This is a genomic window from Spongiactinospora sp. TRM90649 (assembly GCF_029382225.1).
Lineage (GTDB): Bacteria > Actinomycetota > Actinomycetes > Streptosporangiales > Streptosporangiaceae > Spongiactinospora.
Window position 1 is genome coordinate 14,233 of the sequence record NZ_JARLTC010000017.1, and the last position, 13,058, is coordinate 27,290.

At 71.7% G+C, this 13,058-nt stretch carries 12 protein-coding genes; 9 read left to right on the top strand and 3 right to left on the bottom strand.

Annotated features, from left to right (window positions below; all coding sequences use genetic code 11):
* Nucleotides 1-17: 17 nt before the first annotated feature.
* The gene (locus tag P3X83_RS21165; RefSeq protein ID WP_277306885.1) at nucleotides 18-1,502 is read right to left on the bottom strand and encodes a long-chain fatty acid--CoA ligase; all 1,485 of its coding nucleotides are present in this window, start codon (nucleotides 1,500-1,502) and stop codon (nucleotides 18-20) included.
* Nucleotides 1,495-1,968, bottom strand: a complete 474-nt coding sequence (locus P3X83_RS21170; protein ID WP_277306886.1) for a MarR family transcriptional regulator — start codon at nucleotides 1,966-1,968, stop codon at nucleotides 1,495-1,497. The genes P3X83_RS21165 and P3X83_RS21170 overlap by 8 nt, the downstream gene beginning before the upstream one ends.
* Nucleotides 1,969-2,086: 118 nt before the next feature.
* On the opposite strand from P3X83_RS21170, the gene P3X83_RS21175 reads away from it, so the two are divergent.
* The 8 genes from P3X83_RS21175 to P3X83_RS21210 all read left to right on the top strand — a co-directional run bounded on the left by P3X83_RS21175 (nucleotide 2,087) and on the right by P3X83_RS21210 (nucleotide 11,519).
* On the top strand, nucleotides 2,087-3,004 hold the full coding sequence (locus tag P3X83_RS21175; RefSeq protein ID WP_277306887.1) for an SDR family NAD(P)-dependent oxidoreductase: 918 nt from the start codon (nucleotides 2,087-2,089) through the stop codon (nucleotides 3,002-3,004).
* Between the two features lie 38 nt (nucleotides 3,005-3,042).
* A complete protein-coding gene (locus tag P3X83_RS21180) occupies nucleotides 3,043-3,879 on the top strand; it encodes an amidohydrolase family protein (RefSeq protein ID WP_346742730.1) in 837 nt (278 codons plus the stop codon).
* 13 nt (nucleotides 3,880-3,892) lie between these two features.
* Complete coding sequence (locus tag P3X83_RS21185; protein ID WP_277306889.1) at nucleotides 3,893-4,345, top strand: MaoC family dehydratase; 453 nt, start codon at nucleotides 3,893-3,895, stop codon at nucleotides 4,343-4,345.
* Nucleotides 4,346-4,380: 35 nt separating this feature from the next.
* Nucleotides 4,381-6,216, top strand: a complete 1,836-nt coding sequence (locus P3X83_RS21190) for an acyl-CoA dehydrogenase (protein ID WP_277306890.1) — start codon at nucleotides 4,381-4,383, stop codon at nucleotides 6,214-6,216.
* 47 nt (nucleotides 6,217-6,263) lie between these two features.
* The gene (locus tag P3X83_RS21195; RefSeq protein WP_277306891.1) at nucleotides 6,264-7,679 is read left to right on the top strand and encodes an amidase; all 1,416 of its coding nucleotides are present in this window, start codon (nucleotides 6,264-6,266) and stop codon (nucleotides 7,677-7,679) included.
* 63 nt (nucleotides 7,680-7,742) lie between these two features.
* On the top strand, nucleotides 7,743-8,933 hold the full coding sequence (locus tag P3X83_RS21200; protein ID WP_277306892.1) for a substrate-binding domain-containing protein: 1,191 nt from the start codon (nucleotides 7,743-7,745) through the stop codon (nucleotides 8,931-8,933).
* Nucleotides 8,912-10,480: a sugar ABC transporter ATP-binding protein gene (locus P3X83_RS21205; protein WP_277306893.1), complete on the top strand. Its 1,569-nt coding sequence runs from the start codon at nucleotides 8,912-8,914 to the stop codon at nucleotides 10,478-10,480. The genes P3X83_RS21200 and P3X83_RS21205 overlap by 22 nt, the downstream gene beginning before the upstream one ends.
* Nucleotides 10,473-11,519, top strand: coding sequence for an ABC transporter permease (locus tag P3X83_RS21210; RefSeq protein WP_277306894.1), 1,047 nt, complete (start codon nucleotides 10,473-10,475; stop codon nucleotides 11,517-11,519). Before P3X83_RS21205 ends, P3X83_RS21210 begins: the two co-directional genes overlap by 8 nt.
* 5 nt (nucleotides 11,520-11,524) lie before the next feature.
* Here the strand turns inward: P3X83_RS21210 and P3X83_RS21215 are convergent, their stop codons facing one another.
* The gene (locus P3X83_RS21215; RefSeq protein ID WP_277306895.1) at nucleotides 11,525-12,355 is read right to left on the bottom strand and encodes a maleylpyruvate isomerase family mycothiol-dependent enzyme; all 831 of its coding nucleotides are present in this window, start codon (nucleotides 12,353-12,355) and stop codon (nucleotides 11,525-11,527) included.
* A 63-nt stretch (nucleotides 12,356-12,418) separates the two neighbouring features.
* Here P3X83_RS21215 and P3X83_RS21220 point away from each other — a divergent pair, with 63 nt between their 5' ends.
* Nucleotides 12,419-12,784 (top strand): CGNR zinc finger domain-containing protein, encoded by a 366-nt coding sequence (locus P3X83_RS21220; protein WP_277306896.1) that lies wholly within the window; start codon nucleotides 12,419-12,421, stop codon nucleotides 12,782-12,784.
* Nucleotides 12,785-13,058: the final 274 nt, after the last annotated feature.

The window sequence follows — 13,058 nt, forward strand, 5'->3', positions numbered from 1 at the left end:
CCTTTCGTCATGGCCGGTCATCGCAGCAGGCCGCGGTCGAGCTTGCCGCTGCCGGTCCGGGGTAGTTCGTCCACGAACCGCACTGATTTGGGGATCTTGTACCTGGCCAGCCCGCCGTCCAGGAAGGCCAGCAGCTCCTGTTCCGGGATCGTGCGGCCGGGCCGCAGGCGGACGAACGCCCGCCCCACCTCACCCCACCGCTCGTCGGGCACCCCGATCACGGCGCACTCCTCCACCTCGGGATGGAGCAGCAGCGCCGCCTCCACCTCGGCGGGGTAGACGTTCTCTCCGCCGGAGATGTACATCTCCTTGAGGCGGCCGACGATGGAGTAGTAGCCGTCTTCGTCGACCCGGCCCACGTCGCCGGTCCGGATCCAGCCGTCCTCCGTGATGGCGGCGGCGGTCGCGTCGGGCCTGCCCCAGTAGCCCGCCATCACCGTCGGGCCGTTGATGAGCAGTTCGCCCTCCGTGCCGCCAGTGCCCGCCGGGTCGAGTCCCGCCAGCCGGACGTCGGAGAAGAAGTGCGGCACTCCCGCCGCGCCGATCTTCACCGTGCTCATGTCCGCCGGGACGATCAGCGCACCGGGGGACGCCTCCGTGAGGCCGTATCCCTGCACGAAGCGCAGCCCCCGCTCCTGATACGCGGCGATCAGCGCGGGGGGCACGGAGGCCCCGCCCGTGAGCAGGGAGCGGATCGAGGACAGATCGGCCGAGTTCCATCGGGGCGAGCGCGTCAGGTCCGCGAACATGGTCGGGACGCCGAACATCCAGGTGACCCGGTGCCGCTCGACCAGGTCGAAGCAGGTGTCGACCTCCCAGCCGTTCATCAGCACGACGCGGCCCCCCTTGAGCAGGGTCGGCAGCAGCGTCATGTTGAGCGCGGCGACGTGGAACAGCGGGGCGCTGACCAGGGTGACTTCGGTACTGGTGATGTCGATCTCGATGATGACGTTGAGGGAGTTCCAGATGACGTTGCCGTGGGTGAGGACCGCGCCCTTGGGCCGTCCCGTGGTCCCTGACGTGTAGAGGATCATCGCGGGGTCGGCGTGCCCGACCGGTTCGTCGATGGTGTCGGCGGGCGACGCGCGCAGCCGTTCCTCGTAGCCGAGTCCGCCGGAACCCTCGCCGACGGTCACGGCGGTCACCCGCAAGCGGCTCACCACGTCGGCGAACCCGGCGTCGTGCAGCAGGACGGAGGCGGCGCAGTCGTCGAGCTGGAAGCTCAGCTCCGCCGCCGTGAGCCGGGTGTTGAGCGGCACGAAGACCGCCCCCAGCAGGTGGGCGGCGAACATGGTCTCCACGAGCGGGGCCGCGTTGGAGCCGAGGTAGGCGACGCGGTCGCCCCGCCGCACTCCCATCGAGCGCAGCGCGTGGGCGAGGCGGGTGGTCCGTTCCGCGAGGCCGGCGAAGGTGAGTTCGCCGGTCGCGGTGACGACGGCGGGCCGGTGGGGGGTGGCGCGAGCACGGCGGAGGGGCCAGGAGCCCAGACCCTGGTTAAGCATCGGAGGTCGTGTCCGCGTCCACACCGCCCCGGCCGCTGCCGGCGAGGGCCAGGTGCCTGAGGATGACGAGCAACTGGTCCTGCTCATCCTTGGGCAGCCCCGCCAGGAACTCCTGACGCGCGGCCACGACGTCGAGCCGCGCCAGGTCTCGCAGGGCGTGCCCCTCGGGGGTGGCCACAACCTCACGCGCCCGGCGGTCCACGGAGTGGGGCCGCCGTGCGACCAGGCCCCGGGATTCCAGGGCGTCGATGAGCGACACGACCGGGCTGGGGTCCATCCCGAGGAACTCCGCGATGTCGCGCTGGGACAGCCCTTCGCGGTCGCATACCAGCGCCAGCACGGAGTAGTGGCGGACCCGCAGGTCGAAGCGGGCGAGCCGGGCGTTGGTCAGCCGGACGACCACGCCGCTGGCGTAGGCCAGCAGGAACCCCGTGTCGTCGAGGAGGCCCTCGTCTTGTGCACTCACGGCAAGCCTCTCGTCGAGGTTGTCAATAATGGATATTTTCAATGATTGACATTATCATCGTTCTACGCGTACGGTCCAGCCCATCAGCACTGGACACGAGCGACGGGAGCACGGGCCGATGGCCGACTTGAGCGGGAAAGTAGCGGTGGTCACCGGAGCCGGACGCGGCCTCGGGGCCGCCTACGCCCAGGACCTGGCCGCCGCGGGAGCGCGCGTGGTGGTCAATGACGTCGACGCGACGGCGGCCGAGGCCGCGGCGGAGGCGATCGGCCGGGCCGGTGGCACCGCCGTCGCGCAGCCCGCCGCGGTCGGCACCGCCGAGGCCGCGCAGAGCCTCGTCGACCGGGCGGTCTCCGAGTTCGGCCGTCTCGACATCATGGTCACCAACGCCGGCGTCCTGCGCGACACGGTGCTGTGGAAGATGAGCGACGAGGACTTCGACACCGTCGTCCACGTCCACCTCCGCGGCACGTTCACCTGCGCCCGCGCGGCGGCAGTCCGCATGCGCGCCCAAGGCGAGGGCGGGCGCGTCATCTGCGTCGGATCGCCCACCGGCCAGCGCGGCAACTTCGGCCAGACCAACTACGCCGCCGCCAAGGCGGGGATCGTCGGCATGGTCCGCACCTGGGCCATGGAACTCGGCCGATCCGGCATCACCGTCAACGCCGTCATCCCCGTGGCCGCCACCGAGATGACCAGGACGGTGCCCTTCCTGCGCGAGCACGTCGAGGCGCTGGACCGGGGCGAGCGACTGACGCCCTTCGCCCGCCGCGCCCTGGCGCTCGGATCACCCGCGGACGCCGCCGGCGTGGTGACGTTCCTCGCCTCGGACGCCGCGGCCGACGTCACCGGCCAGGCCATCGGCGTCGGCGGCGACCGGGTCAGCCTCTGGTCCCACCCCCAGCAGATCGTCAGCTCCTTCGCCGACGACGGCTGGAGCGCCGACGCGCTGGCCGAGACCTGGCCGACCGCGTTCCACCCGCATGCCCAGTCGCTCGGCGAGCCCATCCCGCAGCCCGTGGAGCAGCGCGCGTGAAACCCCTGATCGCCCCCGCCTCGCTCACGGCCATCGACATGCACGTGCACGTGGAGGTGGACGACGAAGGCCATCCCTCGCTCGGCGGCGAGCTGATGGAGGCCTCCGCGGCGTACTTCAAGTCGGACCACCGCACCCCGACGGTGGACGAGATCGCCGCCGTCTACCGCGAGCGCGCCATGGCCGCGGTCGTCTTCACCGTCGATCACGAACGTGCCACCGGTCACCCGCCCATCCGCAACGAGTTCGTGGCCCGCGCGGCGGCCCGGCACCCCGACGTCCTCATCCCCTTCGCCAGCGTCGATCCCCTGCGGGGCGCGGCCGGGGTCGCCGCCGCCGCGCGGCTGGTGCACGAGCACGGGGTGCGCGGGTTCAAGTTCCACCCGAGCCTGCAGGACTTCGACCCGACGGACCGCGCCGCCTTCCCCCTGTACGAGGCCATCGCCGCGCTCGGCGTCCCGGCCGTCTTCCACACCGGTCAGACCGGCATCGGGGCCGGGCTCCCCGGCGGCGGCGGCATCCGGCTGGGCCTGTCCGACCCGATGCTCCTGGACGAGGTCGCCGCCGCCTTCCCCGACCTGCGGATCGTGCTGGCCCACCCGTCCTTCCCCTGGCAGGACGAGGCCCTGGCGGTCGCCACGCACAAGGCGAACGTCTGGATCGACCTGTCGGGCTGGTCGCCCAAGTACTTCCCGCCGAACCTGGTCCGCTACGCCAACACGCTGCTGAAGGACAAGGTGCTCTTCGGCTCCGACTTCCCCCTCATCACGCCGGACCGGTGGATCGCCGACTTCGACCGGCTCGACATCAGGCCCGAGGTCCGCCCCAAGATCCTCAAGGAGAACGCGGCCCGGCTGCTCGGCCTGCCCCGTTGATCGGAGTTCCGTCATGACCACGACCGTCACCGTGTCCGAACTGCCCGGCCTGGTCGGCCGGGACCTCGGCCACAGCCCGTACCTGACCATCGATCAGAAGCGCATCGACCTCTTCGCCGACGCGACGGACGATCACCAGTGGATCCACGTGGACCCCGTCGCGGCCGCCTCGGGACCGTTCGGCACCACCATCGCCCACGGCTACCTGACCCTCGCGCTGGTCATCCCCCTGTGGAGCGACCTGCTCGACGTCGAGGACGCCACCACCAAGGTCAACTACGGGCTGGACAAGGTCCGCTTCCCCGCTCCCGTGCCCGCCGGGGCCCGGATCAGGCTGCACGCCCAGGTCGCCGAGGTCACGGAGATCGACGGCGGCGCGCAGCTCGTGCTCAACGTGACCCTGTCGGCCGAGGGAGCCGATAAGCCCGTCTGCGTCGCGCACCCGGTCTTCCGCTACTACCACTGACCTACGGCCCTCCAGACGGTGGAAGGACCGAGCGCATGACCCATTACCGAAGCAACGTACGCGACATCGAGTTCAACCTGTTCGAGGTACTCGGCACCGACCGGTTCCTCGGCTCCGGCGCCCTCTCCGACCTGGACCGGGACGCCTGCCGGGACATCCTCGCGGAGGTGGCCCGGCTGGCCGAAGGGCCGCTGGCCGCCTCGTTCGCCGACGCCGACCGCGACCCTCCCGCCTTCTTCCCCGCCACCGGGGACGTCGTGCTGCCCGACTCGCTCAAGAAGGCCTACGCCGCCCTGCGCGACGCGCAGTGGTGGCGGCTGGAGGCCCCGCCCGAGCTGGGCGGCATCGCCGCCCCGCGCACGCTGGTGTGGGCGGTGGCCGAGCTGATCCTCGGCGCCAATCCGGTGGCCCATATGTACGGGACCGGGGTGCCGTTCGCCGCCGTCGTCCATCGGGAGGGCACGCCGGAGCAGCGCGGCATCGCCGCGCACATGATCGAGCGGGGCTGGGGCGCCACCATGGCGCTCACCGAGCCGGACGCCGGGTCGGACGTCGGCGCCGGTCGCACCACGGCCGTCCCCCAGGGCGACGGCACCTGGCACCTCGAAGGGGTCAAGCGCTTCATCACCTCCGGCGAGCACGACCTCGCGGAGAACATCGTGCACCTGGTGCTGGCCCGCCCGGTGGGGGCCGAGGCGGCGGGCACGAAGGGGCTGTCGCTGTTCATCGTGCCCAAATTCCTGTTCTCGCCGGTCACCGGCGAGCCGTCCGTGCGCAACGGCGTGCGGGCGGCCAATCTGGAACGCAAGATGGGCATCAAGGCCTCCACCACATGCGAGCTGCGCTTCGGCGAGCGGGAGCCCGCCGTCGGGTTCCTGCTCGGCGACGTCCACGACGGCATCGCGCAGATGTTCCACGTGATCGAGCACACCCGCATGATGGTCGGCGTCAAGGCCGTCGCCGCCCTGTCGTCCGGCTATCTGCACGCCCTCGGCTACGCCCGAGCCCGGGTGCAGTCCGCCGACCTCACCCGCCTCGGCGACCGGAACGCGCCCAGGGTCACCATCGTCAACCACCCCGACGTACGCCGCAGCCTGATGCTCACCAAGGCGTACGCCGAGGGACTGCGGGCCCTGGCCCTCTACACCGCGGACTGGCAGGACCGGGTCGCGGCCGGCGAGCGCGCGGGCGCCGACGTCTCCGAGGCGAGTGCCGTGAACGCGCTGCTGCTGCCGATCGTCAAGGGCGTCGGCTCCGAGCGCTCCTACGAGCAGCTCGCGCACGCCCTCGCGGTGCTCGGCGGCTCCGGCTACCTCCAGGACTACCCCCTGGAGCAGTACGTGCGGGACACGAAGGTGGACACCCTGTACGAGGGCACCACCGCGATCCAGGGCCAGGACCTGTTCTTCCGCAAGATCGTCAAGGATCGCCGGAAGGCGCTCGACGTCGTCCTGGCCGAGATCGCCGAGTTCCTGCGGGGCATCGACGGCGACGACCGCCTCCGGGACGAGCGCCGGGCCCTGACCGCGGCCCTGGACGCCTTCACCGGCATGGTCGAGGCGATGCTCGGCCAGGCCGAGCGTGCTGGGCAAGACCCCCGCGAGCTCTACAAGGCCGGTCAGAACACCACCCGGTTACTCATGTGCGCGGGTGACCTGATGGTCGGCTACCTGCTCCTGCGCCAGGCGGCGACGGCACTGCGCCGGATGGATCAGGGCCGCCTCTCCCCCGCCGCCCACGCCTTCTACCTGGGTAAAACGGCCGTCGCACGGTTCTTCTCACTCACCGTGCTCCCCCTCCTCGACGGCCACCGCACGATAGCCGAGGGCACGGACAACCATCTGATGGACGTACCCGAGACGGCGTTCTGACCGCGACACACCGGCCCCACCCGTGGAGCCCTGACGGGAGACGACTCATGGATCTGTTCGCGTCCGCGGTGCGACTGGCCCGCGCGATCCGTGCCCGCGACCTCGGCCCCGCCGAGCTCGCCGCCGCCTACCTGGAGCGGATCGACAGATTCGACCCGGAGATCAACGCCATCGTCTGGCGTGACGACGAGCAGATCCTCGACGCCGCCCGCGCGGCCGAACGGGCCCTGACGTCCGGCGCCCCGATCGGACCGTTCCACGGCGTCCCGCTCCCGGTCAAAGACCTGACCTCGGTCGCCGGGCAGCCCAACACGATGGGCTCGCGAGGCGTCTCCAGCGCGCCCCGGCCGGTGAACGACCTGGTGGTCGACCGGCTCCTGGCGGCCGGCTTCATCCTCATGGGCCGCTCCAACACCCCCGAGATGGGCACGCTCCCCGCCACGGAGAACGCCCGCTACGGCGCGACCGCCAACCCGTGGGACCTCACCCGTTCACCCGCGGGCTCAAGCGGTGGCGCTGCCGCCGCCGTCGCCGCGGGCATGGCGCCCATCGCGCACGGCAACGACGGCGGCGGATCCCTGCGCATGCCGGCGTCCGCCTGCGGCCTGGTCGGGCTGAAGCCCAGCCGGGCACGGATCCCCCAGCACGTCCAGTCCTGGTGGGAGTACTGCACGACGGAAGGGGTCATCACCCGCTATGTCGAGGACGCCGCCACGGTCCTGGACGCGCTCAGCGCGCCCGACCCGCACGCCTGGTTCCAGGCGCCGGCCCCCGCCCGCCCGTTCGCCGAGGAGACGGGACGGCTCGCGGACCGGTTGCGCGTCGGCCTGCTCCTCGAAGCGCCCACCGGGCTGCCGGTCCACGCCGAATGCGTCAAGGCCGCCCTGGCCGCCGCCCGCCTGCTCGAAGGACTGGGCCACGACGTCTTCCCCGTCCAGCCCTTCCTGCTCAGCCCACAAGGCGCGCACGCCTATGTGGAGATGGTCATCCCCACCTCTCTCTACGTGCATCCCTTCGACGACCCCGAGCTCGCCGAGCCGTACAACCGGCATCGCTGGCAACGGGTGCGCGACATCGACGCCGGCAGCTACGCCCAGGCCGTGGCGCTGCTGCAGACGGAGTCGCGTCTGGTCGCCGCCCAGTGGCGGCGCGACTTCGACGTCCTGCTCACTCCCACCATGGCCGCCCCGCCACCGCCGCTCGGCACCGTGCGGGACGACGCCAACCGGCATCCGGAGACCGCCATGCCCAGCGCCCTGGCCATGGTGTCCTTCACCGCGGTGGCCAGCGTCACCGGCCTGCCCGCGATCAGCCTGCCCGTGCACACCTCGGCCGACGGGCTCCCCATCGGCGCGCAGTTGATCGGCGCGCCCTTCGACGAGGCCACGCTGATCCGCCTGGCCTCCGCCATGGAATCACTGACCGGCTGGCCCGACGCCCGCCCATCCCGCTACACGACGTGAACGGCTCTCCCACGCTCCACCGTCCTCTGGACGAGAGCATGGCCAGATCAAGGAACCACCGACATGGTCAACGCTCCCCGTAACCCCCGCGTCTCCATCCTCTCCGTCCTCGTAGCCGCCTGCCTCTCCCTGACCGCGTGCGGCGGCGACGCCTCGCCAGGCGACGCGAGCGGCGCCTCCGGCACCTCCGGCACGTCCGCCGGCGTGCTGGACTCCGCTGTGAAGGCCGTCGAGAGCGGCTACGCCGGCGCCTACACCAAGCCGCCCTCCTCGGGCCCCCGGCCCGCCAAGGACAAGCACATCTGGGTGATCACCGCGTGGCAGCAGGTCCGCGCGCTGGCCTACCAGGCCGAGCAGCTCAGCGCGGCGGCCGGCGTGCTGGGCTGGAAGGCCAAGGTGTGCGACGGCCTGAACAACGCCAACGGCGGCATGGCCACCTGCGTCCGCCAGGCCACGGCGGCGGGGGCAAGCGGCATCGTGCTGGTCTCGGTGGACTGCGCCCCCGTACGGCAGGCCCTGGTGGAGGCGCGGAAGGCCGGGGTGAAGATCGCCTCCTTCAGCGGGTTCGACTGCGACGACCCCACCCAGGACGGCAGCTCGCCGCTGTTCGACGCGCCCGCGAGCTACAGCGCCGAGATGCCCGAGCTGGCCGACTTCTACACCCGGCTCGGCGCCATGCGAGCCGACCTCGCCATCGCCAAGACCGGGGGCGAGGCGAAGGTGCTGCACATCGCCTTCCACGGCATCGCCTTCGGCGACTACGTGGCCAAGGGGTTCATCGACCGGATCGCCGCCTGCGGCGGGTGCGAGATCGTCGGTACGGTGAAGGTCGCGCCGGCCGACGTGCCGAACCTGCGGCAGAAGTTCGAGACCGCGCTGGTGCAGGCCTCGCAGGCCAACGTGGTCGCGGTGGACGTGGACCACTTCTTCGTGGCGGGCATCCAGCCGGCGCTGGTGTCGAGCCCCCGCAAGGACCTGGTCGTCATCGGCAACGAGTGCCAGATCGACAACCTGGACTACATCCGCGGCGGCAGGGGCCAGCAGTACTGCCTCGGCGCGTCGAACGCCTACCGCGCCTACACCACGATCGACGCCCTGAACCGCGTCTTCAACGGCGAGCGGGTCGTCCCCGGCGGCGTCGGCATCCAGATCGTGGACAAAGACCACAACCTGCCCGCCGCCGGCACCGAGTACGTCGGCCCCGTGGACTTCGCAGCCCTGTACGCCGGCACGTGGAAGGGCTCGCCACGGTGACCGGCGGCGGCGCGGGCGCGGCCATCCGGCTGAGCGGCATCACCAAGACCTTCGACGGCGTGCCGGTGCTGCGCGACGTGGCCTGCACCATCACGCCGGGGTCGGTCCACGCCCTGCTCGGCGGCAACGGCTCCGGCAAGTCGACGCTGCTGAAGATCCTGGCCGGGGTCCACCAGGCCGACCAGGGCGGCACGATCACCATCCACGGCCGGGCGCACGCCACGGGATCCTACGGACCGGCGATCGCCCGCCGGTCCGGGCTCCGCTTCGTGCACCAGGATCTGGGACTCGTCCCCGACCTGACGGTCAGTGAGAACTTCGCCCTCGAAGGCGGCTATCCGCGGCGCGCCGGAATGGCCATCTCCTGGCGTGAGCTGCGCCGTTCGGCCGGGGAGATCCTGGAACGCGCGCACGTGGACGTCGATCCGCAGCGCCTGGTCCGGGATCTGCGGCCCAGCGACCGCACGCTGGTGGCCATCGCCCGCGCCCTGCGCGACGGTGACGAGAACGGCGGTGAACACGTGACGCTCGTGCTCGACGAGCCCACGGCGAGCCTGTCGCAGCACGAGGCGGGCGTCCTGCTGGACGCGATCCGCCGGTGCCGGAGCCGGGGGCAGACCATCGTCTACGTCAGTCACCGCCTGCCGGAGGTGCTGGAGATCGCGGACCGGATCGCCGTCCTGCGGGACGGTGTCCTGGTCGCCGAACAGTCCGCCGCCGACCTGGACGAATCCGCGATCGTGACCCTCATGACCGGCGAGGAGATGCGCCGGCAGACCCTCGGCGCGGGCCCCGCAGCGGACGCGGAGACGGTCCTGACGGTGGACGCGCTGGCGGCCGGGCCGCTGCGCGAGGTCTCGCTGAGCGTGCGACGCCACGAGATCGTCGGCATCGCCGGTCTGCTGGGGTCCGGCCGCTCCACCCTGCTGCGCACCCTCTTCGGCCAGGCGAATCCGGACCGGGGCGGGTTCGAGGTCGATGGGGTGCCCGCCCGGTTCCGGTCCCCCAGGGACGCCATCCGGCGGGGCGTCGCCCTGGTCCCCGAGGATCGCGGCAGGGACGCCGCCTTCGCCGATCTGCCGCTGTGGGAGAACGTATCCGCGACGGTCATCGGCAGGTACTGGTCCGGCTGGCGGATGGCGCGCGCGTCCGAGCGGCGCGACGCCGTCCACCTGATCGAGACCTTCGGGATCCGCTCCGCCACCGCGGACGCCCCGTTCGCCCACCTGTCCGGCGGCAACCAGCAGAAGGCCGTGCTCGCGCGCTGGCTACGGCTCGATCCACGCCTGCTCCTGCTCGATGAACCCACTCAGGGCGTCGACGCCCCGGCGCGGGCCGACATCCACGATCTCGTCAGGCGGCACGTGGCCAGGGGCAACGCCGCGCTGGTCGTGTCGTCGGACTTCGAGGAGCTTGAGACCCTGTGCCACCGCGTGATCGTCCTGCGCGACGGCGCGCAGGTCGCCGAGCTCCACGGCCCCCGGCTCACGGAGGCCGCGATCGCCGGGCTCACCCAGACCGCTCGCAAGGAGGCGGCACATGACTGACGTTTCACCGGACTCGGCGGTGCTGCCGAACGACCTCGCCACACCGCGCGGGCGGCCCGCGCGTGCCGGCCGTGGCCGTTCCTTCGCCCGCTTCACCGAGCGGTACGGCCTGCTCTTCCTGCTCGTGGCCATGATCGTGGTGTTCGCCGTGCTGCCGTCCTCCGGCGAGGCGTTCCGCAGCGCGGCCAACATCAGCTCGGTGCTGGCCAGCCAGGCGGTGGGGCTCACGGTGGCGCTCGCGCTGCTCTTCCCCATGGCGGCGGGGTCGTTCGACTTCTCCGTGGGCGCGGTCACCGCGACGTCGTCCGTCGTGGCGGCGGCGTCCGTGTCCCACTTCGGGCTGCCCCTTCCGGCGGCGATCCTGCTGGCCGTCGTCTCCGGCACGCTCGCGGGCGCGGTGCTCGGGCTGCTCGTGGCCCGTTACGGGATCAACCCGTTCATCGCCACGCTGGGCATGGCGACCCTGCTGGGCGGCGCCGTCTTCGCGTACACCAACGGGCTGCAGATCAGCAAGGACATCCCCGAGGCGCTCACCGACCTGGGGTCGCTTTCGGTGCTCGGCGTCCCCAGGATCGTGGTGGCTGCGGCGTTGATCGCCGCGGCGGTCTGGTTCGTGATGCGGCACACGCCGCTCGGACGCCACCTGTTCGCGGTGGGCTCCAACGCGGGCGCCGCGCGCCTGGTGGGCCTGAACGTCTCCCGGATCACGTTCCTGTCGTTCGCGCTTTCCGGGCTGGTGGCGGGGGTCGCCGGGGTGCTGCTCCTGGCCCGTCAGGGCGCGGCGACCTCCGACAACGGGATGAACATGCTGTTCCCGGCGCTGACGGCGGTCTTCCTCAGCACGATCGTGATCGAGGTGGGGCGGCCCTCCGTGCTGGGGACCGTCATCGGGGTGCTGTTCGTCGCCGTCAGCGTCAGCGGCCTGACGCTCGTCGGCGCGCCGTCGTGGGTGAGCCAGGTCTTCAACGGCGCGGCGCTCCTCATCGCGGTCGGCCTGGCCGGCATCAGCCGCCGCCGCGCCGGTCGCGGGAGATCCTGAGGAGGTCAGGCGACGACCGCGAGCAGAGCCGTCATGGCGGCGGTCAGCTCGGGGTCGCCGGTGGTCCGGGAGCGGCTGCGGGCCTGTTCGACGGTGATGCCCCGGGTGGCGAGCCGCCAGAAGGTGTCCTGGTCCATCGTGACGCGGGCCTCCGGCTCGCCCCCGAGTGCCGTCAGGTGCCACCGTCCCTGTCGCGGGGTCGCGCTCCATCGCCCGCCCGCGGCCCCGAGCACCTCCAGCTCGGCCGTCGTCCCTTCGGACCGGTCGTGCTCGCGCAGGCTCTGCGGCAGAGCGCGCGCGAAGATCTCCAGCACCGGCGTCATGAGCACGGGCTCGTCCGCCCCCGGACGGCCGACGGCGTCGCGGATCTGCTGCTGATGCACCCAGAACTCGGTGTACTCGCGCCCGATGTCCAGCCAGGCGGGACTGGCGAGGTCCGTGGCCGCCCACGACACGTCAAGACCGGCGGGCGCCTCCAACTGGTGGGAGGCCCACACGGCGTCGAGCCCGGGACCGAGGTGCTCCAGCAGCTCGATGAGCAACTCGGGGCTGATCTGGCGCGTCGCCCGGACGAACTCCCCGTTGACCCGCTCCAGGAAGCGCGGCAGCGTCTCGCCGTCGGCGAAGCGCGCTCCCGCGTAGCCGTCGCGGCTTCCGGAGAGGCGGCGCGTGTAGTCGTTGAGCACGTGCCCCGCGATGTCGTGCACGTCCCATCCCGGGCAGACGGTCGCCCTGGCCCAGTCCCGAGGACCCAGCTCACGCAGGAGTTCCAGCAGCGCACGCCGCTCGTCGGGGAACAGCGGACGCACATCGATCACCGGGCCAAAGATCGTCATGCGGCTCAATCCTAACGAGCCTCGCCGGTCACAGGGCGTGCAGGTGCCCGGCTTACGTACGCGATGAGGAGGGCAGGTTCCCCACCGGCGAGCGCCGACGAACTCGCCGACCGCTGCCGCACGGCCGGGCTCGTGCTGGAACGCCCCGTCGAACCGTCGGATCTGGACCAAGCTCTCGCCGTCATCGACGCCTGGACGCAGGTCGTCGACGCCACGGACGAGCGCGAGAAGGCCGAGCTGGTCAACGCGATGCCGGCCCGGTCCGCCGCCTATCCCCGGCTGACCGACCACGCGCGCGCGGCCGCCGGCTGCGAGACGATCTTCGCGGACACCTCGCGTAATGCACGGCAGCGCCACTGCTCCCAGCCGTGCGCCAACCGCGACGCGGTACGCCGCCACCGCGCCCGCCGGTCCACGCCCGCGACCTGACACCGTCGTCGACGACCCATAACACGGCTCCATACCGCGAACCCTTACATAGCGTCATGTTATGGAAACTTGTGGGGTTACTACTCCAAAGCGCTGAATGCGAGCCTGACGCCACCCGGCCGGGCTCCTTCGCACCCCCCAAGGAGCCATGTGAACCCCAAAATCAGGCGAGGTGGCGTCGCCGTACTGGCGACCGTCGCCCTGACCGTTTCTTCGGTGTCCGCGCCTTCGTGGGCATCGGACTTATCGCAGACCGAACGTGCACCCGCCCAGA